The organism is Microlunatus sp. YIM B11417, assembly GCF_059617205.1.
This window is the reverse complement of sequence record NZ_JCAMPJ010000004.1, coordinates 255,424-276,160: the sequence shown is the minus strand read 5'-3', so window position 1 is coordinate 276,160 and position 20,737 is coordinate 255,424. Positions and strand designations below refer to the sequence as shown.

General features: G+C 71.3%; 20 protein-coding genes. 10 read left to right on the top strand and 10 right to left on the bottom strand.

Annotated features, from left to right (window positions below; genetic code table 11):
• Window positions 1–19: 19 nt before the first annotated feature.
• From AC6CCG_RS20770 to AC6CCG_RS20760, 3 genes are read right to left on the bottom strand one after another with little or no spacing between them, the layout of a single operon-like run.
• A complete protein-coding gene (locus tag AC6CCG_RS20770; protein ID WP_496656542.1) occupies window positions 20–2,260 on the bottom strand; it encodes a heavy metal translocating P-type ATPase in 2,241 nt (746 codons plus the stop codon).
• A complete protein-coding gene (locus tag AC6CCG_RS20765; protein WP_496656541.1) occupies window positions 2,257–3,288 on the bottom strand; it encodes a DUF8832 domain-containing protein in 1,032 nt (343 codons plus the stop codon). The genes AC6CCG_RS20770 and AC6CCG_RS20765 overlap by 4 nt, the downstream gene beginning before the upstream one ends.
• On the bottom strand, window positions 3,285–3,497 hold the full coding sequence (locus tag AC6CCG_RS20760; RefSeq protein WP_496656540.1) for a heavy-metal-associated domain-containing protein: 213 nt from the start codon (window positions 3,495–3,497) through the stop codon (window positions 3,285–3,287). The genes AC6CCG_RS20765 and AC6CCG_RS20760 overlap by 4 nt, the downstream gene beginning before the upstream one ends.
• A gap of 210 nt (window positions 3,498–3,707) precedes the next feature.
• On the opposite strand from AC6CCG_RS20760, the gene AC6CCG_RS20755 reads away from it, so the two are divergent.
• On the top strand, window positions 3,708–4,589 hold the full coding sequence (locus AC6CCG_RS20755) for an NAD(P)-dependent oxidoreductase (protein ID WP_496656539.1): 882 nt from the start codon (window positions 3,708–3,710) through the stop codon (window positions 4,587–4,589).
• 18 nt (window positions 4,590–4,607) lie between these two features.
• Here the strand turns inward: AC6CCG_RS20755 and AC6CCG_RS20750 are convergent, their stop codons facing one another.
• Window positions 4,608–5,507 (bottom strand): M56 family metallopeptidase, encoded by a 900-nt coding sequence (locus tag AC6CCG_RS20750; protein WP_496656912.1) that lies wholly within the window; start codon window positions 5,505–5,507, stop codon window positions 4,608–4,610.
• A 6-nt stretch (window positions 5,508–5,513) separates the two neighbouring features.
• Entirely contained in the window at window positions 5,514–5,918 is a 405-nt protein-coding gene (locus tag AC6CCG_RS20745; RefSeq protein WP_496656538.1) for a BlaI/MecI/CopY family transcriptional regulator, read from the bottom strand.
• Window positions 5,919–6,002: 84 nt separating this feature from the next.
• Between AC6CCG_RS20745 and AC6CCG_RS20740 the strand changes: the two genes are divergently transcribed.
• Genes AC6CCG_RS20740 through AC6CCG_RS20720 form a run of 5 tightly spaced genes read left to right on the top strand, consistent with a single transcriptional unit; the run spans window position 6,003 to window position 12,528 of the window.
• Window positions 6,003–7,475, top strand: a complete 1,473-nt coding sequence (locus AC6CCG_RS20740) for a cytochrome ubiquinol oxidase subunit I (RefSeq protein ID WP_496656537.1) — start codon at window positions 6,003–6,005, stop codon at window positions 7,473–7,475.
• A gap of 9 nt (window positions 7,476–7,484) precedes the next feature.
• Window positions 7,485–8,495 carry a cytochrome d ubiquinol oxidase subunit II gene (cydB, locus tag AC6CCG_RS20735; RefSeq protein WP_496656536.1) on the top strand — a complete coding sequence of 337 codons (1,011 nt, stop codon included), beginning with the start codon at window positions 7,485–7,487 and terminating at the stop codon, window positions 8,493–8,495.
• The gene (gene cydD / locus AC6CCG_RS20730; protein WP_496656535.1) at window positions 8,485–10,209 is read left to right on the top strand and encodes a thiol reductant ABC exporter subunit CydD; all 1,725 of its coding nucleotides are present in this window, start codon (window positions 8,485–8,487) and stop codon (window positions 10,207–10,209) included. Before cydB ends, cydD begins: the two co-directional genes overlap by 11 nt.
• Window positions 10,196–11,800, top strand: a complete 1,605-nt coding sequence (cydC, locus tag AC6CCG_RS20725) for a thiol reductant ABC exporter subunit CydC (protein WP_496656534.1) — start codon at window positions 10,196–10,198, stop codon at window positions 11,798–11,800. The genes cydD and cydC overlap by 14 nt, the downstream gene beginning before the upstream one ends.
• Before the next feature lie 35 nt (window positions 11,801–11,835).
• A complete protein-coding gene (locus tag AC6CCG_RS20720) occupies window positions 11,836–12,528 on the top strand; it encodes an Imm52 family immunity protein (RefSeq protein WP_496656533.1) in 693 nt (230 codons plus the stop codon).
• A 15-nt stretch (window positions 12,529–12,543) separates the two neighbouring features.
• On the opposite strand, the gene AC6CCG_RS20715 is transcribed toward AC6CCG_RS20720, so the two are convergent.
• Window positions 12,544–13,803, bottom strand: a complete 1,260-nt coding sequence (locus tag AC6CCG_RS20715) for an RNA polymerase sigma factor (RefSeq protein ID WP_496656532.1) — start codon at window positions 13,801–13,803, stop codon at window positions 12,544–12,546.
• Complete coding sequence (locus AC6CCG_RS20710) at window positions 13,790–14,191, bottom strand: YciI family protein (protein WP_496656531.1); 402 nt, start codon at window positions 14,189–14,191, stop codon at window positions 13,790–13,792. Before AC6CCG_RS20710 ends, AC6CCG_RS20715 begins: the two co-directional genes overlap by 14 nt.
• Before the next feature lie 142 nt (window positions 14,192–14,333).
• On the opposite strand from AC6CCG_RS20710, the gene AC6CCG_RS20705 reads away from it, so the two are divergent.
• From AC6CCG_RS20705 to AC6CCG_RS20690, 4 genes are all read left to right on the top strand, one after another.
• Window positions 14,334–14,783, top strand: a complete 450-nt coding sequence (locus AC6CCG_RS20705; RefSeq protein WP_496656530.1) for a hypothetical protein — start codon at window positions 14,334–14,336, stop codon at window positions 14,781–14,783.
• Window positions 14,784–14,867: 84 nt separating this feature from the next.
• The gene (locus AC6CCG_RS20700; protein ID WP_496656529.1) at window positions 14,868–15,275 is read left to right on the top strand and encodes a hypothetical protein; all 408 of its coding nucleotides are present in this window, start codon (window positions 14,868–14,870) and stop codon (window positions 15,273–15,275) included.
• Window positions 15,276–15,284: 9 nt separating this feature from the next.
• Window positions 15,285–15,809, top strand: a complete 525-nt coding sequence (locus AC6CCG_RS20695) for a P-loop nucleotide/nucleoside kinase family protein (RefSeq protein WP_496656527.1) — start codon at window positions 15,285–15,287, stop codon at window positions 15,807–15,809.
• Between the two features lie 221 nt (window positions 15,810–16,030).
• Window positions 16,031–17,362 (top strand): CoA transferase, encoded by a 1,332-nt coding sequence (locus tag AC6CCG_RS20690; protein ID WP_496656526.1) that lies wholly within the window; start codon window positions 16,031–16,033, stop codon window positions 17,360–17,362.
• A 477-nt stretch (window positions 17,363–17,839) separates the two neighbouring features.
• Here AC6CCG_RS20690 and AC6CCG_RS20685 read toward each other — a convergent pair whose 3' ends face one another.
• Genes AC6CCG_RS20685 through AC6CCG_RS20675 form a run of 3 tightly spaced genes read right to left on the bottom strand, consistent with a single transcriptional unit; the run spans window position 17,840 to window position 20,662 of the window.
• Window positions 17,840–18,553 carry a queuosine precursor transporter gene (locus AC6CCG_RS20685; RefSeq protein ID WP_496656525.1) on the bottom strand — a complete coding sequence of 238 codons (714 nt, stop codon included), beginning with the start codon at window positions 18,551–18,553 and terminating at the stop codon, window positions 17,840–17,842.
• A gap of 6 nt (window positions 18,554–18,559) precedes the next feature.
• Window positions 18,560–19,594, bottom strand: a complete 1,035-nt coding sequence (locus AC6CCG_RS20680; protein WP_496656524.1) for a nucleoside hydrolase — start codon at window positions 19,592–19,594, stop codon at window positions 18,560–18,562.
• 45 nt (window positions 19,595–19,639) lie between these two features.
• Window positions 19,640–20,662, bottom strand: coding sequence for a sugar-binding transcriptional regulator (locus AC6CCG_RS20675; protein ID WP_496656523.1), 1,023 nt, complete (start codon window positions 20,660–20,662; stop codon window positions 19,640–19,642).
• Between the last annotated feature and the right edge of the window lie 75 nt (window positions 20,663–20,737).

Genomic DNA, 20,737 nt, shown 5'->3' with positions numbered 1-20,737 from the left:
TGAGCCTGTTGTCCTGGCCTCAGCGGAAGCTGCGGAGGCGGAGGCTGTTGCCGACCACGAACAGGCTGGACGCCGCCATCGCCGCGCCGGCCAGCATCGGGTTGAGCAGGCCGGAGGCGGCCAGCGGGATCGCCGCCGTGTTGTACGCGAACGCCCAGAACAAGTTGATCTTGATCGTGGACAGGGTCCGCCGAGACAGCCGGATCGCGTCCGCCGCGGCCCTCAGATCGCCCCGGACCAGGGTCAGGTCCGCCGCCTCGATCGCCACGTCGGTCCCGGTGCCCATCGCGAGGCCCAGGTCGGCCGCGGCCAGGGCGGCCGCGTCGTTCACGCCGTCGCCGACCATGGCCACGATCTTGCCCTCGCCCTGCAGCTCGGTGATCACGTCCACCTTGTCCTGCGGCAGCACCTCGGCGATCACCCGGTCGATGCCCACCTCGGCGGCGACCCGTTCGGCCACGACCCGGTTGTCACCGGTCAGCAGCACCGGGGTCAGGCCGAGTTTGGCGAACCGGCGCACGGCCTCGGCGCTGGTCGGCTTGATCGCGTCCGCGATGATCAACACCGCCCGAGCCTGGCCGTCCCAGCCGATCAGGACCGCGGTCCGGCCCTCCTGTTCGGCCTTCTCGCGGGCCGTGATCAAGTCGTCCGGCACAGTCACGGATTCCGAGACCAGGAAGGACTCCCGACCGACCAGCACCTCGCGACCGTCGACCGTCGCCCGGACGCCGCGGCCTTCGACGTTGGCGAAGCCGGACACCGGCGGCAGGTCGCCCGCCTCGGCCGCAGCGGCGGCGATGGCTCGGGCGATCGGGTGTTCGGAGGCGTCCTCCACCGCCCCGGCCAGCCGGAGCGCCTCGTCCGAGTCCGTACCCTCGGCGGCAACGACGCCGTGCAGCGCCATCGTGCCGGTGGTCACGGTCCCGGTCTTGTCCAGCACGATGGTGTCCACCCGCCGGGTCGACTCCAGCACCTCCGGACCCTTGATCAGGATGCCGAGCTGCGCGCCCCGGCCGGTGCCGACCAGCAGCGCGGTCGGCGTGGCCAGCCCGAGGGCACACGGGCAGGCGATGATCAGGACGGCGACCGCCGCGGTGATCGCGCCGGCCGGCCCGGATCCGGCGCCGAGCCAGAAGCCCAGCGTGATCGCGGAGATCCCGATCACGATCGGGACGAACACCCCGGAGACCCGGTCCACCAGGCGTTGCACCGCGGCCTTGCCGGACTGTGCGTCCTCGACCAGCCGGGCCATCTGGGCCAGCTGGGTGTCGGCGCCGACCCGGGTCGCCCGGACGACGAGCCGGCCGCCCGCGTTCACGGTCGCGCCGGTCACCGGGTCGCCCTCGGCCACCTCGACCGGAACCGACTCGCCGGTCAACATGCTCGCGTCGACCGCCGAGCGTCCCTCGACGATCACGCCGTCGGTCGCGATCTTCTCGCCGGGGCGGACGACGAACCGGTCGCCCACCGCCAGTTCACCGATGTCGATCAAGGTCTCGGTGCCGTCCCGCAGCACCGACACCTGCTTGGCGCCGAGGTCGAGCAGGGCCCGCAGTGCCGCCCCCGCCTGCCGCTTGGACCGCTTCTCCAGATAGCGGCCGGTCAGGACGAACATGATCACGCCCGCGGCGACCTCGAGATACATGTTGGCCGCGCCGTCGCTGAGTTCGATCACCAGCCGGAACGGGTGCTTCATGCCCGGCATCCCGGCCGTGCCGAGGAACAACGCGTACAAGGACCAGCCGAACGCCGCCAAGGTACCCAGCGAGATCAGCGTGTCCATCGTCGCGGTGCCGTGCCGCAGGTTGAGCAGGGCGGCCCGGTGGAACGGCCAACCGGCCCAGATCACCACCGGCGCGGCCAGGGCCAGCGAGGCCCACTGCCAGTAGTTGAACTGCAGCGCCGGGACCATCGCCAGGACGATCACCGGTACGCCGAGCACGACGGCACCGATCAGCCGGTTCCGCAGCGCGGTCAGTTCGAGATCTGCCGGCTCGGGCCGGTCCGGCTCGTCCCGGCCGGCCGGCGGTGCGGGCACCGTCGCGGAGTAGCCGGTCTGCTCGACCACGCCGATCAGGGTCGCCGGCTCGACGCCGGCCGGAGCGGTGATCGCCGCCTTCTCGGTCGCGTAGTTGACGGTCGCCGAGACGCCGTCCAGCCGGTTCAGCTTCTTCTCGATCCGTACCGCACAGGAGGCGCAGGTCATCCCGCCGATCTCGAGTTCGATGGCGCGCATCGGCTCAGACTCGGTGGTGGTCATCGCTCTTCCTGTTCTCCCGAATCGTGTCCATGATCATCGGAGTCGTCCGATTCGTGATCTTGTTCGTGGCTGTCGTCGCCGCCGAGGACGAACTCCGCGGTCCGTACCTTCCCGTCGACCTGGAAGTCGAAGTAGAGCAGGTAGCGGCTCTCGGTCGGCGCCTGCGCGATGAAGGTCACCTCGGGCCCGGACGTCTCGCCCGGCTTGGGCTCCGCCCCTTCCGGGTGGACGTGCAGATAGCCGAGATCGCCCTGACGCAGGATCACCAGGTGACCGTACGCACCCAGGTAGGGCTGCAGCTCGGTCACCGGCTTCCCGTCCTTCGTCACCGTCACGGTGAGCTCGGACTCGCCGTGAGCGGTCAGCTCGCCGGACAGCTCGGCCCGGTAGCCGTCGACGGTGCTGGTGGTCTTGATCTTGGTCGCCGGTTCCGGACGGAGTTCGCCCGGGATGTCGAAGGCGTACCCGAGTGTGGTCGGGTCGCCGGACGCGGTCGGCACGAAGTCGGCGAACATCCGGTAGGTGCCGGCGGTCGGCCACTGCCAGGCGATCGACCAGGTGCCGTCCGCGGCCATGGTCGGGTGCACGTGCCGGAACTCCCGGCCGTCGGTGCGGACCATGATCAGGTGCAGCTTCTTCTCGTGCGAGACCTCGAAGGCGGTGACCGGTTTCCCTTCGGCGTCCATGATCATGAACTCGAGGGTGCCCCGCTGGCCGGTCCGGGCCGGGGCGGTCGGCGGCGAGAGCCGGAAACCGTCCTGCTCCAGCGACAGCCCGCGGACCTCACCCGAACCGCCGGAGTTGTGACCGCCGTGGCCCTCGGACTCGCCGGGGGCCGGGGTCTCGCCCGGCTCGTCGCCGCCGTGCTCGGAGCCGCCGCCGTGGCCGGACATCGTCGGCGTCGGCGCGGCCGGCGCCGCCTGCTGCGTCGGGTCCTCCGGCAGCAGGATCCGGCCGGCCGCGAAGCTGCCCCCGACCAGCAGGACCAGCGCCGCCGCGAAGCCGCCGAGCTTGACGGCCGGGCTCACGACGCCGGGACGGCCGAGTAGCCGGCCTCGTCGACGGCGGCCAGGACCTGCTCCACCGTGAGGGGGGCCGCGGAGGTGATCACCAGGCGACCGGTCGCGGAGCTGACCTCGATGCCCTGGACCCCGTCGAGCTGTTCGACCTCGGACCTGATGGCCGCCTCGCAGTGCGCGCAGGACATTCCGCTCACCTGGTACTCGGCGACAGTCATCTCGGTTCCTTTCGTCACGTTTCATACCCCCTAGGGGTACTTCCTGACTCAATGTATACCCCTGCTGGGTATCAGAGTCAAGCGTGGTCCGATGCTGACTTCAGGGTGGGTGACCCACTTCGAAGTGCGTACTTGTGAGACCTCCGATCCGGGGTGAGGCTTGGCCTCGACGGCGCCGCAGATCTCCATCCGTACAACGAAAGTGAGCTCATGTCCGACCCCACTCCCGTGACCGTGATCGGGCTGGGCCCGATGGGCCAGGCGATGGCCCGGGCCTATCTGGATCGCGGCCATCCGACGACTGTGTTCAATCGCACACCGAGCCGCGGAGACGCCCTGGTCGCCGAGGGGGCGAAGCGGGCCGAGACGGCGGCCGAGGCGCTCGACGCCAGCCCGGTCGTCGTGCTCAGCCTGACCCACTACCAGGCGATGTACGACCTGCTCGGGCCGGCCGTGGACCGGCTGGCCGGGAAGACCCTGGTCAATCTCAGCTCCGACACCCCGAGCGCCTCGGTGCGGGCCGCGGCCTGGGCGGCCGAGCACGGTGCGACGTTCGTCACCGGCGGCGTCATGGCCAACCCGCCACTGGTCGGCAAGGAGGGCTCGTACGTCTTCTACAGCGGGCCGTCCGAGGCGGTCGAGCGGCACCGGTCCACGCTCGAGGCGCTCGGCCGCGTCGACTACCGCGGCGAGGCGCCGGAGCTGGCCCAGGTCTGGTATCAGGCGATGCTCGACCTGTTCATGACGATCCTGGCCAGCACCTCGCACGCCGCCGCGCTGGTCGGCTCCGCGGGCGTACCGGCCAAGGACTTCTTCCCGTACGCACAGGAGCTGATCGGCCAGATGCCGTACTTCATGCAGGGCATGGCGGACGAGATCGGCAGCCGGAACTACCCCGACCAGGGCGGCAACACGGCGATGATGGCGGCCGGGATGGAGCACATCACGGACGCCAGTGCCGAAGCAGGCCTGGACCCGGGCCTGCCCGCTGCCGTACGCGATCTCTACCGGCGCGCGGTCGCCGCCGGCCGTGGCGGCGAGAGCTCGACCGTGCTCTACGAGATGATCATCGACCCCGCCGCCGGCCAGTGACCCTCCGCGCGTTGTGGTTCAGAGCAGGACGAACAGCATGATCAGGGGAAGGGCGATCAGACCGGCGGCGAGGAGATAGACGAAGGCCGCCAGGGCTCGGCGGCGGGCGGGTGGCGGGTCGGGCTCGGCCAGCCGGATCACCCGGACGGCGATGTCGCGGTCACCGGCGGCCAGGGCGGCGGCCGGGCTCGGGGCGCCGGCCATGGCGACCAGGGCCCGGGCCAGCGGCAACGGACCGGTCCGGCGGCGGGCGGCGTCGTCGGCCAGCATCTCCACCAGCAGTTGGGAACGGTGCCACGGCATCTCGCTCCGCACCATCACCGGGAACGCCCGGTGCAGCGCCTGGAAGCCGTCCAGGACAAGATCATGACGAGCTCGGACGTGCGCCGCCTCGTGCTCCAGCACCGCGGTGATCTCCTCCTCGGTGAGCCGGTCCAGGGCGCCGGCGCTGAGCACCACCCGGGACTCCCGGACGCCCGGCAGGCAGTACGCCATCGGCAGCTTCTCGGCCAGGATCCGCAGCCCCCGGACGGAGCGTGAGTCGTCCGGCCGGCCGAGCAGATCGACGGCCAGCCGGTGCCGGCGCCTCCGGGCACTGGTGTCCGCACCGACCTTGATCAACGACCAGACCAGGCGGCCGATGACGATCGCCGTGAAGGCCGCCACCAGTGCGGTGATCACGGCTTCCGCGGGTGGCATCCGGGTCAGCAGCGCGGGATCGGCCAGCAGCGGCAGCGTGATCAACACTCCGGCCCCGATCACCGAGACCAGGGCCGCGACGGTGCCGGCCTGCCAGAGCACGATCGCCGCCCGGGGCACCTGTTGCAGGAAGCGCCAGCGCCCGACCCAGAGCGGACCGGGGCCGACCAGGATCACGGTCAGCAGGCCGAGCGCCGCCGCCGCGAGCGTGATCCCCATGATCACTCAGCCCTTCGGTGCGCGCGTCCTGCGCCGCCCGGTGGCCGGTTCGCCTCCTGACGTCTCCAGGGAGTCCAGGGCCGCGCGCATCGCGGCGGCCTCGGTGTCACTGACCCGCCCGACGAACGCGACCAGGGCGGCGGTCCGGTCCTGGCCCGACTCGAGCGCGGTGTGCATCAGCTCGGCCACCATCTCCTCCCGGTCCTGCACCGGCAGATAGCGGTAGGCACGGCCGTCCCGCTCGCGCCGTACCACGCCCTTCTTGGCCAGCCGGTCCAGCACCGTCATCACGGTGGTGTACGCCAGCTCCCGGTCCTGACTCAGCGCATGGTGCACGTCGCGGACCGACTGCGGGCCGGCCGCGTCCCACAGCAGCTCCATCACCTTGCGTTCGAGTTCTCCGAGTGCCACGCCGCCATCCTACTACCTGGCTTCGTACTACTTTGCTTAGTACGACACTCAGTAGTAGATTGCGAGACGAGGAGGCCACCGCACATGGACGCACTGACCTTGGCCCGCTGGCAGTTCGGGATCACGACGGTCTACCACTTCTTCTTCGTACCGCTGACGATCGGGCTGTCCGGCCTGGTGGCCGTCCTGCAGACGATCTGGCACCGCACCGGCAACGAGGCGTTCCTCAAGCTGACCAAGTTCTTCGGCAAGCTGTTCTTGATCAACTTCGCGCTGGGCATCGTCACCGGGATCGTCCAGGAGTTCCAGTTCGGGATGAACTGGAGCTCGTACTCGCGGTTCGTCGGTGACATCTTCGGCGCACCGCTGGCCCTGGAGGGGTTGCTCGCGTTCTTCCTCGAGTCGACCTTCCTGGGCCTGTGGATCTTCGGCTGGGATCGGCTGCCGAAGCGGATCCACCTCGCCTGCATCTGGATCGCATCGATCGGCACCGTGTTCAGCGCCTACTTCATCCTGGCCGCCAACTCGTTCATGCAGAACCCGGTCGGCTTCACCTACAACCCGGTGACGGAACGGGCCGAGCTCACCGACTTCGTCGCCGTCCTGACCAATCCGGTGGTGCTGGTGACCTTCCCGCACCAGATCTTCGCCTGCTACCTGGTCGCCGGGGCCTTCCTGGTTGCGGTCGCCGGTTGGCACCTGTGGCGGGCACCGCGCGCTGAGCCTGTCGAAGCGCCCGATCCGGGCAGCGAGTCGGGGGCCCTTCGACAGGCTCAGGGCACGGATCAGCATGATCATCGGGCGTTCCGTTCGGCACTGCGGATCGGGGCGGTCGTGATGATCGTCGCCGGGGCCGGGGTCGCGGTCAGCGGCGACGCGCAGAGCAAGGTGATGGTGGAGGTGCAGCCGATGAAGATGGCGGCCGCGGAGGCGCTGTACGAGACGGAGGCGCCGGCCTCGTTCTCGATCTTGACGATCGGCACGCTGGACGGCCAGCACGAGCTGTTCTCGATCCGGATCCCTTACCTGCTGTCGTTCCTCAGCACCGGTGACCCGCAGGGCGAGGTGAAGGGGATCCGCGAGCTGCAGCGGACCTATGAGGAGACGTACGGGCCGGGCAGCTACGCGCCGATCATTCCGAGCACGTACTGGACGTTCCGGCTGATGATCGGTCTCGGGATGGCCTCGGTCGGGCTCGGCGCACTGCTGCTCTGGGTGACCCGGCGGGACCGGTTGCCGAAGGCCTGGTTCTGGGGTCCGGTCCTGGTCGCCCTGCCACTGCTGCCCCTGTTCGCCAACAGCTTCGGCTGGATCTTCACCGAGACCGGCCGACAACCCTGGCTGGTCTTCGGCCTGCTGCCGACGGCGGCCGGCGTCTCGCCCGGCACCACCCTCACCGAGGTCGCGATCTCGCTCACCACGTTCACCCTGATCTACGGCGCACTGGCCGTGATCGAGGTCCGGCTGCTGCTCACCTACATCCGGGCCGGGCTGCCCGACGTCACCCCGCCGAAGGCGGAGGACGGCGAGGAAACCCCGCTCACGTTCGCCTACTAGGAGTCGATCATGGAACTCACCACGCTCTGGTTCTGCCTGATCGCCTTCCTCTGGATCGGCTACTTCGTCCTGGAGGGCTTCGACTTCGGCGTCGGCATGCTGGTCGGCCTGCTCGGCCGCAACGACCGCGAGCGCCGGCTCGTGATCAACACGATCGGCCCGGTCTGGGACGGCAACGAGGTCTGGCTGATCGTCGCCGGCGGGGCCACCTTCGCGGCCTTCCCCGAGTGGTACGCCACCCTGTTCTCCGGGTTCTACCTGCCGCTGCTGGTGATCTTGGTCTCGCTGATCCTGCGCAATGTCGCCTTCGACTACCGCGGCAAGCGCACCGATCCCGGCTGGCGGCGGCGCTGGGACTGGTGCATCATCGGCGGCTCCGCGCTGCCGGCGCTGCTCTGGGGCGTGGCATTCGGCAACCTCGTCCGCGGTGTGCCGATCGACGCGTCCGGGGAGTACGTCGGCGGGCTGGTCGACCTGCTCAACCCGTTCGCACTGCTGGCCGGGCTGGTCACGCTCACCGTCTTCCTCACCCACGGCGCGGTCTTCCTGGCGCTGAAGACCGACGGCGAGATCCGCGGCCGGGCCCGCCGGTTCGCCGCCCGGTCCGGCGTACTCGCGACCGGCCTGGCCGCCGTCCTGCTGGTCTGGGCGAACCTCCACGGCGGGACGGCGGTCGGCTGGGTACTCGCCGGCATCGCGGCAGCCGGCCTGATCGGCGGCCTCGTCGCCAACGCGGCGGGCCGGGAAGGCTGGGCTTTCCTCGGCACGGCCGCGGCGATCGTGGCGACCGTGAGCAACCTGTTCGTGATCTTGTTCCCGAACGTGATGCCGAGCAGTCTCGATCCGGCCTGGAGTCTGACCGTCAGCAACGCCGCCTCGACTCCGTACACCTTGACGATCATGACCTGGGCGGCCCTGATCGCGACGCCGGTGGTGCTGGCCTATCAGGGCTGGACCTACTGGGTGTTCCGGAAGCGGCTCACGGTCGCCTCGATCCCGGAGGACCAGCATGCCCACTGAGGTCGGCCCCGCGGAGGAGGCCGTACGGGCTCGCGGACCGGTCGATCCACGACTGCTCCGCCGGGCCCGGCCGGTCCGCCGGCTCCTTGTGCTGGCGGTGCTGATCGGCTCCGCGACCGCCGCCGCGATCGTCGGGCAGGCCTGGCTGATCGCGTCATCGGTGGGCAGCGCGTTCGCCGAGCGGACCCTGAGCCCGGCCCTGGCCGTGCTGCCCTGGCTGGCGCTCGTGATCATGGTCCGAGCCGGTCTGAACTGGCTCACCCACACCGTCGGGGCCCGCGCCGCGGCGGCGGTCAAGTCGCAACTGCGGCTGGAGATCATGACCGCTCGGCTCTCCGCACCGGACACGCCCGACGTGCCGGCCGGACGGCTGGTGACCACGATCACCGGTGGGCTGGACGCACTGGACGGCTACTTCGCCAAGTATCTGCCCCAGCTCGTGCTGGCCGTCACGGTGCCGTTGATCATCGGGGCCGCGATCCTCTCCGCCGATCCGGTCTCCGCCCTGATCGTGGCACTCACCTTGCCGCTGATCCCGCTGTTCATGATCCTGGTCGGCTGGATGACCCAGGCCCTGACCCGGCGCCGATTCGCCGCTCAGTCCCGGCTGGCCCACCACTTCGCCGACCTGGTCGCCGGGCTGCCCACGCTGCAGGTGTTCGGCCGGGCCCGAGCCCAGGCGGAAGGGCTGCGCCGGTCCGGCGAACTGCATCGGCGGGAGACCCTGCGCACGCTGCGGATCGCGCTGCTGTCCGCCCTGGTGCTCGAGCTGCTGGCCTCGCTGTCCGTCGCCCTGGTCGCGGTCGGCATCGGGCTCCGGGTCGTCGAGGGCGACCTGACCCTCACCATCGGGCTGTTCGTGCTGATCCTGGCGCCGGAGGCGTACCTGCCGCTGCGCCTGGTCGGCGCGCACTACCACGACTCCGCGGACGGCGTGGCCGCTGTCGAGCAGGCCTTCGCGATCATCGACCGAAGGTCCCCCGAACCTGTCGAAGGGCAGGCCCGATCAGTCCCCCTCGGGCCCTCGCTCATCGAGCTGACCGGCATCACCGTGCCGTACCCGGACGCCGACCATCCCGCGGTGTCGGGCGTCGACCTGGTCATCGAACCCGGCGAGCTGGTCGCGCTGGCCGGACCGAGCGGGTCCGGGAAGTCCACCCTGCTTCAGGTGCTGCTCGGGTTCCGTCGCCCCACGGCCGGCACGATCACGATCGGCGGGACCCCGTTGGCCGACCTTGATCAGGACCATTGGCGGGCCCAGCTGGCCTGGGTGCCGCAACAACCGGCCCTGATCAGCGGCACCGTCGCCGACAACGTCCGGCTCGGAGCGCCCGGGGCTCCGCCGGGACGGATCCGGGCCGCGCTGCTCCGCGCCGGCGCCCAGGGCCTCGACCCGGACCGGCCGCTGCGGGCCGCCGGCGCCGAGCTGTCCGCCGGTGAGCTGCGCCGGGTCGCCCTGGCCCGTGCCCTGCTCAAGATCGACTGCGGCGGCGCGCGCTGGCTGCTGCTGGACGAACCGACGGCCGGGCTCGACCCGGACACGGAACTGGCCGCGATCGCCGGGGTACGGCAGCTCGGCGTCGGCGGGCTGGTGATCAGCCACCGGGCCGCCGTGCTGGACGCCGCTGATCGGATCGTCGCGCTGCCGCGGGCGACACCGGCCCACCCTTCGACCGGCTCCGGGAGTGGTGAGGTTGCTGATGATCAACGTTGACCGCCGGCGGCTGGCCGGCGCCGTGGCGCTCGGCGTCCTGGCGCAAGGGGCCGCGGTCGGACTGCTGGCGACCTCGGCCTGGCTGCTGTCCCGGGCCGCCGAACACCCGCCCGTGCTCTACCTGCTGGTCGCGGTCGTCGCGGTCCGGGCGCTCGGCCTCGGCCGGGGCGTCTTCCGTTACCTGGAACGGCTGGTCGGCCACGACGTGGCGCTGCGGGCCCAGGCATCGCTGCGGCTGGACAGCTACCGCGCGCTCGCCCGGACCACCTGGCTCGGCCGCCGCGGCGGCGACCTGTTGTCCCGGATGATCAACGACGTCGAGGCCGTCCAGGATGTCGTGGTCCGGGTGATCGTCCCGATCAGTGCCGCGGCGCTGGTGATCGTCGGCGCTCAGAGCATGATCACCGTGCTGTCCCCGGCGGCCGGCCTGGCCACGCTGGTCTGCGTCGCGGTGGCCGCCGGCCTGGTTCCGGTGCTGGCCGGGCGGCTGTCGGCCGGCTTGGACCGGCGGGTCGCCGTGCTGCGCGGTGAACTGGCCGAGGCCGTTGCCGAGGCGGCCGAGGCGGCGCCCGACTTGATCGCGTACGGGCCGCAGCCGGCCCTGGACCGGATCCGCCGTGCCGACGAACGGCTGCGACGGGCCGAGCAACGGGCCGCGCTGGCTCAGGGCGTCGCCGCCGCCGGCCAGACCCTGGGCACCGGCGCCGCCGTGATCGGAGCGCTGCTGCTCGGCTCGGCCGGACTCGCCGCCGGAACCGTACCGCCGGTGCAGTTGGCCGTCCTGGCCCTCACCCCGCTCGCCCTGGCCGAGGTGATCGCCGCGATCCCGCCCGCCGTGCAGACCCTGACCCGGGCGAGGGCGGCGCTCCGCCGGGTCCGGCATGTGGTCGAGGCGCCGGCCGTCGGCTCCGGTGATCGACCGGCCGCGGCTGCAACCACCCGGCCGGGTGTCCGGCTGGACGGGGTCACGGCCGGTTGGCCGGACGGACCGGTCGTCACCACCGGGCTCGATCTCGAGCTGAGGCCGGGCGACCGGGTCGGCCTGGTCGGGCTGAGCGGCAGCGGGAAGACCACCGTCGCCGCGACGATCATGGGCCTCATCCCGGCCCGGGCCGGCACGGTCGACGTCCGCGGCCGGGTCGGCTACCTCGCCCAGGACGCGTACCTCTTCGACACGACCGTCGCCGAGAACCTCCGGCTCGGCCGTCGCGACGCCGACGACCAGGAGTTGATCATGGTGCTCGACCGGGTCGGGCTCGACCTGGCCCTGGACCGGCTGGTCGGCGTCCACGGCACCCGGCTGTCCGGCGGCGAGGCGCGCCGGCTCGCCCTGGCCCGAGTGCTGCTGACCGACCCCGACGTGTTGATCTTGGACGAGCCGACCGAGCACCTGGACGCGCCGACCGCGGAGCGACTGCTGGCCGACCTGGACCGGCTCACCGCCGACGTTGCGGTCTTGATCATCACCCACGACCCGCGGGTGGCCGGGCGCTGCAGCCGGCTGATCGAGCTCGGGCACGCCGCCGGCCGCGCGGCGCCCGGTCGTGATCGAGAACTCCCGCGGCATCGTTCCGCCGTGGAGCGCGGGTAGCCTGCCCGCGTGATCATTTCAGGCGAGGTCTGACCGTGCGGTGGCTGGTGCGGGTGTTCTGGGGTCCGCGACCCGAGCCGGTCGAACAGTTGGCCGGACGGTGGCGGACGACCCTCGAGCAGTTGAGCGAGGTGCAGCCGGTCGAGGATTGGAGCCAGGTCCACCCCGACCGCCCCGCAACGAGGATCGCCCCCGACTTCGACACCCTGCTGAGCCTGCTGACCGTGGCCCAGCGGGACGAGGCCTGGTCCGATCTCACCGGCACCGGACTACGGTTGATCGGCACCGGCGAGCCGGGCTGGCGGGTCGAGGTCAGTGGACTGGCGGGCGGTGCACCCGAGTACCTGCTCCAGTCCTACGTCGTCGCGATCGATTCGCCCGATGACCGGACCGGGACCGCGGGGGACCGCCTGCTGGCGTTGCTGGCCCAGGGCTGGGAACCGGACTTCGGCGACGTGACGGACGACGATCTGCTCGACGCGCTCGAGGACGCCGGGTACTCCGTCGGTGATCCCGTGACCGGCTGGGTCGGCTATCTTTCCCCGGCCCGCGCCGCGCTTGTCCCGGCTGCCCTGCGGATCTCCGGCGACAGGCTGCCGGACGGCGGGATGGTGCTGCGCGTCGCCCAGGACGGGAAACCGGCGGCCGTGGTCGACCTCTATCGGCAACTTCGGGAGGCCGGGGCGCTGCAGCCGTTGCCTCGACCGATGACCCGGCCTCGGCTCTGAGCGCCGCCCGCAAGCTCAGCTTGCCGACCCGAGGTCGTCGGCGCGGCGGGTCAGGTAGTCGCGCTCGACGGCGTTGTCGGTGAGCTCGGCTGCCGCGCGGTAGTCGGCGACGGCGGCGCCGGTCTCGCCCCGGCGCTCCTTCAGGTGGCCGCGGACGGCGAGCACCCGCTGCCGGAGCAGCCGGTCGTCGGACAGTCCGTACTCGTCCTCCAGCTGGGCCAGCAGGGCGAGCCCGCGCTCGGTCCCGTACGCCTGCGCGACGGCGACCACGCGGCTGAGCCGGACCGGCGCGGTCGGCTGGGCCCGCTCCAGCCAGAGGTAGAGGGTCGCGATCTGCTCCCAGTCGGTCTCGGCGGCGCTGCCCGCCTGGGCGTGCACGGCGGAGATGGCCGCCTGCAGTTGGTACGGCCCGACCGTGCGCCCGGACCAAGCCTGGTTCAGGATCGCTGTACCCTCGTCGATCAAGGCCCGGTCCCAGCGGGCCCGGTCCTGCTCCTCCAGGGGCACCAGCCCGCCGTCGGGTCCGGACCGCGCCGCCGTACGCGATTCGTTGATCAACATCAGCGCCAGCAGTCCGGCCGCCTCCGGGTCGTCCGGTAGCTGTCGGTGGAGCATCCGGGTCAGCCGGATCGCCTCGCCGGTCAGTTCGGACCGGGCCAGCCGATCACCGGCGCTCGCCGTGTAGCCCTCGTTGAAGATCAGATAGAGCACCCGCAGCACGATCGCGACCCGCTGCTGCCGCTCCTCCGGCGCCGGCAGCGCGAACCGAGCGCCGGCCTGACGCAGCTGCTGCTTGGCCCGGCTGATCCGGCTGGCCAGCGTCGCCTCCGTCGCCCCGTACGCATGGGCGATCTCGGCCGTCGTCAGACCGCCGACCGCACGCAGTGTGAGGGCCACCTGGGAGTCCGGGGTCAGCGCCGGATGGCAACACAGCAAGAGAACCTGCAGGCTGTCGTCGGTGTCGACGACAGCTGCGGCCCGGGCCGGTTCCTGCATCGCCAGGTCCGCGACGCCGAGCTCAGCCTCGCGCCGCTGCCGGGCCTGATCGGAGCGCAGCAGGTCCACCATCCGGCGATACCCGACCCTGATCAGCCAGCTCCGCGGCTCGTCCGGCACGCCCGCCTCGGGCCATTGCCGGCTGGCCGTCAGCAGGGCCTCCTGCACCGCGTCCTCGGCGACGTCGAACCGGCCGAACCGGCGGGTGAGCGCGCCCAGCACGTGCGGCGCCTCGGTGCGCAGCAGGTCCTCGACGGCCTTCGGTTCAGGCGAAGTCATCGCCCATGATCGGCCGGATCTCGATCGGCTCGCCGAGCACCTGAACGATCCGGCCGGCGATCTCGACGGCGCGCTGCTGGTCGGCGACGTCGATGATCGCGAAGCTGGCCAGCACCTCCTTCAGCTCGACGTACGGCCCGTCGGTCGCGGTCACCCCGTCGCCCGACTTCTGGACCGTGACACTGACCGCCGGGTGGCCGAGTCCCTCGCTGGAGACGAACTCGCCCGTCGCCCGGAGCTCCGCCTCGAACTTCTGGTAGGCGGCGAAGGCGGCCAGCGCCTCCTCGTTCTCGTTGTCCGGCACCCCGGCATCCCAGGCCGCGGCGGGGGTGTAGCCCAGCAGCAGATACTTCATGATCTTGAGCTCCGTCTCGTCGGCGCGATGCACATGGTCGCGACGATGGTAGCCAGGGACCCCTATCCACAGCGTATGTGACGTGGCTCACATCATCCTGGTGTCAAGGAGGGCCGGTCGGCTCCGAGGTAGCAGTGTCGCGGGGAGGCCGCGACGAACCGAGAAGGAGACCACGATGAGCACCGACGACACCACCCATGAGGAGATCCCGCAGACCCCGAGCGATGCGGTCCGTGCGCTGGACCGACTGGTCGGCACCTGGACCGTGACCGGCGGCGCCGAGGGCACCGTGCGGTACGCCTGGCAGCCGGGCGGCTTCTTCCTGATCCAGCACGTCGACATGGTCAGCGGCAGACAGCAGATCAGCGGATTCGAGGTGATCGGCCAGCTGCGGCCGTTCGGCGAGCCGGCCAGTCAGGACGTGCACTCGCGGTTCTACGACTCGCTCGGCAACACCCTCGACTACGTGTACGAGCTGGAGGGCGACACCCTGACGATCTGGGGTGGAGCCAAGGGCAGCCCGGCCTATTTCCGCGGCACGTTCAACGCCGACGACAGCGTGATGGACGGAGCCTGGGTCTACCCCGGCGGTGGCGGCTACGACTCGACGATGACGCGCAGTTGAGCGGCGGCCGATCCGTCGAGAAGCGACTCCCGGGCACGCTTCTCGACGGATGTCCGGGCCGGTCCGGATCCGTACCTTCGAAGCATGGACGTGATCAAGAAACTGCACTGGCCGCTCGTCTTCGGGCTGGCCGCCCTGGCCCTGGTCCAGCCGCTGCTCGGCATGATCACGACCGCGAGCGGGGCCCCGGCCGCGCCACCGGTGCGGGCCGGACTGGCGATCGTGATCTCGATCGTCTGGATCGCGGTCGTGGGCCTGACCCGGGTCCGGCATCCGGTGCTCACGCTGATCTTCGCCGGGATCAGCTACGGCGTCTTCGAAACCCTGCTCAGCGGGGTCATGTCGCCGGTCCTCACCGGTGAACTCCGCGGCCCGCTCGCGATGCCGTGGACCATCATCGCCGTGTTGATCAGCAACGCCATCTGGGGCGCGGTCGCCGGCTTGCTCGCGCTGGCCGTACAGCGGCTGCGGGGGTTCCGCCCGCAACAGTAGGCTCGACCCATGACCATCGGGTACGAGGCCGTGTTGATCAACGGGACCGTCGGCGTCGGCAAGACGACCGTCCTGGACGCACTGGGTGATCAACTCGCGGCCGAAGGGATCCCGGGGGTCGCGGTCGACCTGGACGAGCTGGGCCGCCTCTGGCCGAATCCGCCCGGCGACGGCTTCAACCTCGCCTTCACCCTGGCCAACCTGCGCGATCTCTCCGCCAACGCCCGGGCCGCCGGCGCCGAGAAGTTGATCATGGCCGGCGTGGTGGAGACGCCGGACCAGCGGGCCCGCTTCGCCGAGGCCGTCGGCGGTCGGCTGCACCTGGTCCGCCTGACCGCCGACCTGGAGTTGATCAAGGAGCGGATCCGGCGGCGACACGAGCAGGATCCCGAGGGCCGCGACTGGCACCTCGACCGGGTCGGCGAACTCACCGAGATTCTGGACAACGCCGCCGTCGACGATCACGTCATCGACGTCACCGAACTCGCCCCGGAGCAGACCGCGAAGCGGATCCGCACCCTCATCCCACTGTGACTCGCGGCTCACGACCCATCCCGAAACGCAGGCCCCGGAGCGAGCCCGCAGCCGGAGGTCGGACCCCGGCCCCAAGGGTGCTGCCGCTACGTCCACCGAGCCCGCCATGGTCCAAGCCCACCTCGAACGTCCCCTGAGCCCGTCGAAGGGCAAGCCCGATCTCGGTTCAACCGGACCACCAGGTCCGGCGCTCGTTCGGCTCGGCGCCTAGGGTCGAGGCCATGAACCGCCTCGTGGGTGAACTGCTGCCCGCACTGGGCCTGGACGACGGGTGGGCGGCGCGCCTCGACCTCGCGTCCGACAGCGCGCTGCCCGCCGTTCTTCCGGTCAACACGCTCGCCTGCGGCTCGGTGGCACTGGCCGCCCTGTCGGCCGAGGCGCTGCGCGGCGGCGGGGAGCGGGTGCACGTCGACCCGCGCCAGGTGTCGGTCGCGTTCCGCAATGATCAGCTCCAGACGGTCGACGGTGAGCGGGAGCCCGCGTTCGCCCCGATGTCCGGGTTCTTCGCGGCCCGGGACGGCTGGGTCCGTACGCATGCGAACTACCCGCACCACCGGGACCGGCTCGCCCGTGCCCTCGGCCTGCCGCACGACGCCGACCGGGAGGCCGTGGCCGCGGTGATCGCCAACCGCGGAGCCCAGGAACTGGAAGACGTGATCACCGCCGACCACGGCATCTGCGTACGCGTACGTACCCGTCGGGAGTGGCTGGCGGGCGAGCAGGCCCAGGCCGTCGAGCGGCACCCCGTGTTGGCGGTCGACCGACTGCCGGCCGAGGCGCCGAGCGTGGCGGTGCCGGAACGCCCCCGGATCCTCGACCTGACCCGCGTCATCGCCGGGCCGGTCGCCACCCGCACACTCGCGTTCGCCGGCTGTGACGTGCTGCGGGTCGATCCGCCCGCCATGCCGGAGCTGAGGGCGCAACACCTCGACACGGACGCCGGCAAGCGCTCCACGCTGGTGGACCTGCACGACCCGCACGCCCGCCGGCGAGTCCACGAACTGCTCGACCGCGCCGACGTGGTGGTGACCGGGTACCGCCCAGGCGCGCTGGCGGCCTTCGGGCTCGACGCCGATCACCTCGCGCGAACCCACCCTCAGGTGATCCACGCCAGCCTCTCGGCCTGGACACCCAGCGGGCCGTGGGCAGGTCGACGCGGGTTCGACAGCATCGTGCAGGCGGCGACCGGCATCGCGCTGATCGAGTCGGCCGACGGCATCCACCCGGGCGCCCTGCCGGCCCAGGCGCTCGATCATGCAACCGGCTACCTACTGGCGGCCGGGGTCCTCAGCGCCCTGCGGCGCCGGGCCGAGCAGGGCGGCACCTGGCGGGTCTCGGCCCATCTGGCCAGGACCGCCCACTGGCTGCTGCGTACCGACGCCCACGACGGCCCGGCCCACCACCTCGACGATCCCGGGCCGTGGCTCACCGAGACCAGGACGGAGCTCGGCCTGGTCCGCCAGTCACGACCGGCCTTCGGACCCGACCACCGGGCGTTCGCCTGGGTCGGGCGGCGGTTCGGCCGGGACACGGTCGAGTGGGTCGATGCCTAGGAGGGTGTCGAACGGTGGCGCAGCGATGCCGACGACCGTGACGCGGACGGTCCGCAACTCGGGCTCTCGAGGTGAGGAGGCTGGGCAAAGGCGCACGCACCGAGCCAGGCACCGAGGCGCGCCTCGGTCCCGTCAGAACCAGCCCTCGCGCGGCTGACCAGGAAGCCGCGACGGCACGGGGGCGACCAACGTACTCCAGCTCCGGCGGCCGAGTGGTGGGTTTGTCGACAACCCCACCGCGGAAGGGGCCCGGTCGGTGGGATTGTCGACAACCGCACCCTTCTCGGCGTCGGAGCAGCGCCGGGCGGGACGCTGGGCACGCCCGGCGACGGCGGTACCGGCCAGGGCTGCCAGCAGCTCGACCGGCCGCGAGCCCGGGGGCTCGGTGCCGCGTCAGGGTCCACTCGGCAACACTGCCGCGGACGGGCGGCGGGTGCTGCGCGTGACTGCCGTGACTTCGGGTCGGCAAGGGGTGATTCAGGCGGCGGTCGGGACCTTGTCCGGGTCGGCGTAGGTGGGTTCGTGGCGCTTGAGGATCGCGATCACGCGGTAGGTGATCGGCATGACCAGGACCTCGACCAGGGTCTTCCAGAGGAAGCCGACGATCACGTAGTTGATGAAGTCGGCGGCAGTGGTGATGCCGATGGCGCCGGCGGCGATGCTGCAGAAGATCAGGGTGTCGGCGAACTCGCCGACCACGGTCGAGCCGATCAGGCGGACCCAGAGGCGGCGTTCGCCGTAGCGGTTCTTGATCCAGACCAGGACGGCGGAGTTCAGCAACTGCCCGGCCAGGTACGCGATCACGCCGGCCAGCACCAGCCGCGGTACGACGCCGATCACGGCCTCCAGCGCGGCCTGGTTCTCGTAGAAGTCGGCGGCCGGGAGCTGGATCACGATCCAGAAGCAGGCCGAGGCGAGCAGCAGGGTGACGAACCCGGTGATCACGGTGCGGCGCGCGGCGCGGAAGCCGTACACCTCGCTGAGCACGTCGCCGAGGACGTACGCGAGCGGGAAGAGGAAGAACGCGCCGTCGGTGTTGATCGGCAGGATCTGCAGCGGTCCGAGCGTGAGCGACTGATCGCCGAAGAAGCTGACACCCTTGCTGGCCGCGACGTTGGAGATGATCAAGGTCGCCGTGAACAGGGCGGTGATGATCGGGTAGAAGCTGCGGGGCGGTTCGGCGTAACTCACGGGACCCTAGTCTGCCCTGCCGAGCCGCCGGGCCAGCAGCCCGATCCGCTCGATGAGAACGTCGAAGAACCGCTCCGGATCGGTACGGACCGCTACCCAGGCGTTCGGCTCGCGGCCCCACTTGCCGTCCCAGTCCGCGATCGTCGTACCCCGGGTCAAGGTCCCGGCCAGCTCCACGTCGACGGTCGCGGCGCGCAGCTCGGCCCAGTTCTGATCGAGGGCGACGGCGGCGGCGAACGGGTCGTGCAGGTGGGCGAACCAGCCCCAGTTCCAGTCCCGGTGGAACTCGAAGTAGAACCGGATCGCATCCGTCAGGTGCCGGATCAGCGGGTTGCTCGCGGTCGAGCGGGTGCCGTCAGGCCGGTCCGGCGAGGGCGCCTCGGCCGGCGTCGACCCGGCCGCCTCGGCCAGCCGGATCACGTGCTCGGGCTGCAGTGCGATGGTCTCGGTGACGTTGAGCCCGCAGACGATCGGCCGGCGGTCCTCCGGCAGTCCGCTGAAGGCGTCGAAAACGATCTTGGCCGCGTCCGGGTCGACCGCGATGTTCCACTCCGACGTCGGCGTGGTGTTGCCCGGATGATCGAACGTCCCGCCCATGATCACGATCCGCTGCAGCAGCCGGGGCAGTTCCGGATCCGTGCGTACGGCGAGCGCCAGGTTGGTCAGCGGGCCGGTGATCAGGCCGACCACCTCACCGGGATGGCGGCGCGCCACTTCGCTCCACAGCTCCACCGCGTGCCGGTCCGAGATCCGCCGGGTCGGCGCCGGCAGCTCGGCCCAGCCGATTCCCTGCGGGCCATGGGTTTCCGGCGACGTCTTGAGCGGCTGGATCAACGGGATCTCCGAGCCGAGGCAGACCTCGATCTCCGGCGCGCCGACCAACTCCAGCCAGGCCAGGTTGTTCAGCGCCACCTGCCGGGCCGAGACGTTACCGGCCGTACCGGAGATGCCGAGGATCTCCGCGTCCGGCGAGCCGAGCAGGTAGAGCAGGGCGAACGAGTCGTCGATCCCGGTGTCGACATCGAGCAGCAGCTTGGTCACCCGATGATCATGACAGGCGTCACCGAGCCGCGCCCGCCGCCCGCGCTAACCGGCCGCGGCCGCGATCAGCCGCTCGGCCGTCGCCGGGTCGGTGACCAGGCGCTTGAAATAACCGGCCTGGGCGCCGGCCAGGATGGAGTTGATCTTGTCCGGGCCGGAGGCGACGGCGATCGAGATGGGGATCCGCTGCAACTCTTCCAGGGACAGCGCGATCAGTCGCTCGCTGCCCGGGTACGGGACGGGCCGGCCCGCCCGGTCGTAGAACCGGGAACAGACGTCGCCGACCGCGTCGACCAACGAGGCCGCACCGGCGGGCACGAAGAGCGGCATGTCCGAGCGGACCATGGGCGGCGCGCCGACGCCGGTCAGCACGCAGCGGGCCCGCGGCCACAGGTGCAGCACCCGCTGGATCGACGGGTCCTTGATCAAGGTCTTGTACAGGTCGGGGCCGGGCAGCGCGGGCGCGAACAGGTAGGTCGCGCGGCCGCCGACCCGGGCCGCGATCATCCGGGTGATCTCGTTGGTCTGGTACCAGCCCTCGGGCTGATCCTGCCCGCCGACGGTCGGCGCGACGACGACGCCGGGCAGTTGCTGCAGCTCGCAGCGGGCCACCTCGTAGACGGTCCGGCCGGAGGAGACCAGCAGCACATCACCCGAGGCCAGGTTCGCCTCGGCGAGCGCCGTACTCACCGCCGGGGCCAGCGCGGGACCGAGCGTCTCGCCGACCGGCGGGGCACCGCGCAGCGACGCGGACAGATAGACCCGCTCCAGTCCCAGCGCGGCGGCCAGCCGGTCGGCCAGGCCGGCGTCGGAGTCCTCGCCGGGCGGGATGATCTCGATCCGCACGATGCCGCGCCGGCGGGCCTCGGCGAGCAGCCGGGACACCGTGGCCCGGCTGGTGCCGAGCCGGCTGGCCACGTCGGCCTGCGTCGCCTCGTCGTCGTAGTACATCTTCGCCGCCGTGTAGAGCAGCGAAGCGGGGAAGTGGCCGGCCTCGTTGGTACGGCCGCGGCGACCCAACTCCACCGGCCGCTCCGCCGGCGGCTCGGACCCGTTGGTCATTGCCATGCGGACAGTATGACCCACATCGGTACGGAATCTGAACGAATGTGCACATCTCTCTCATGTCTGCAACTTTGTTCT

Excerpts from the sequence above, each read along its gene's own strand:
- AC6CCG_RS20770 (WP_496656542.1), bottom strand. The coding sequence starts at position 2,260 with ATGACCACCACCGAGTCTGAGCCGATGCGCGCCATCGAACTCGAGATC.
- AC6CCG_RS20760 (WP_496656540.1), bottom strand. The coding sequence starts at position 3,497 with ATGACTGTCGCCGAGTACCAGGTGAGCGGAATGTCCTGCGCGCACTGC.
- AC6CCG_RS20755 (WP_496656539.1), top strand. The coding sequence starts at position 3,708 with ATGTCCGACCCCACTCCCGTGACCGTGATCGGGCTGGGCCCGATGGGC.
- AC6CCG_RS20750 (WP_496656912.1), bottom strand. The coding sequence starts at position 5,507 with ATGGGGATCACGCTCGCGGCGGCGGCGCTCGGCCTGCTGACCGTGATC.
- AC6CCG_RS20740 (WP_496656537.1), top strand. The coding sequence starts at position 6,003 with ATGGACGCACTGACCTTGGCCCGCTGGCAGTTCGGGATCACGACGGTC.
- cydB (WP_496656536.1), top strand. The coding sequence starts at position 7,485 with ATGGAACTCACCACGCTCTGGTTCTGCCTGATCGCCTTCCTCTGGATC.
- cydD (WP_496656535.1), top strand. The coding sequence starts at position 8,485 with ATGCCCACTGAGGTCGGCCCCGCGGAGGAGGCCGTACGGGCTCGCGGA.
- cydC (WP_496656534.1), top strand. The coding sequence starts at position 10,196 with ATGATCAACGTTGACCGCCGGCGGCTGGCCGGCGCCGTGGCGCTCGGC.
- AC6CCG_RS20715 (WP_496656532.1), bottom strand. The coding sequence starts at position 13,803 with ATGACTTCGCCTGAACCGAAGGCCGTCGAGGACCTGCTGCGCACCGAG.
- AC6CCG_RS20705 (WP_496656530.1), top strand. The coding sequence starts at position 14,334 with ATGAGCACCGACGACACCACCCATGAGGAGATCCCGCAGACCCCGAGC.
- AC6CCG_RS20700 (WP_496656529.1), top strand. The coding sequence starts at position 14,868 with ATGGACGTGATCAAGAAACTGCACTGGCCGCTCGTCTTCGGGCTGGCC.
- AC6CCG_RS20695 (WP_496656527.1), top strand. The coding sequence starts at position 15,285 with ATGACCATCGGGTACGAGGCCGTGTTGATCAACGGGACCGTCGGCGTC.
- AC6CCG_RS20690 (WP_496656526.1), top strand. The coding sequence starts at position 16,031 with ATGAACCGCCTCGTGGGTGAACTGCTGCCCGCACTGGGCCTGGACGAC.
- AC6CCG_RS20675 (WP_496656523.1), bottom strand. The coding sequence starts at position 20,662 with ATGGCAATGACCAACGGGTCCGAGCCGCCGGCGGAGCGGCCGGTGGAG.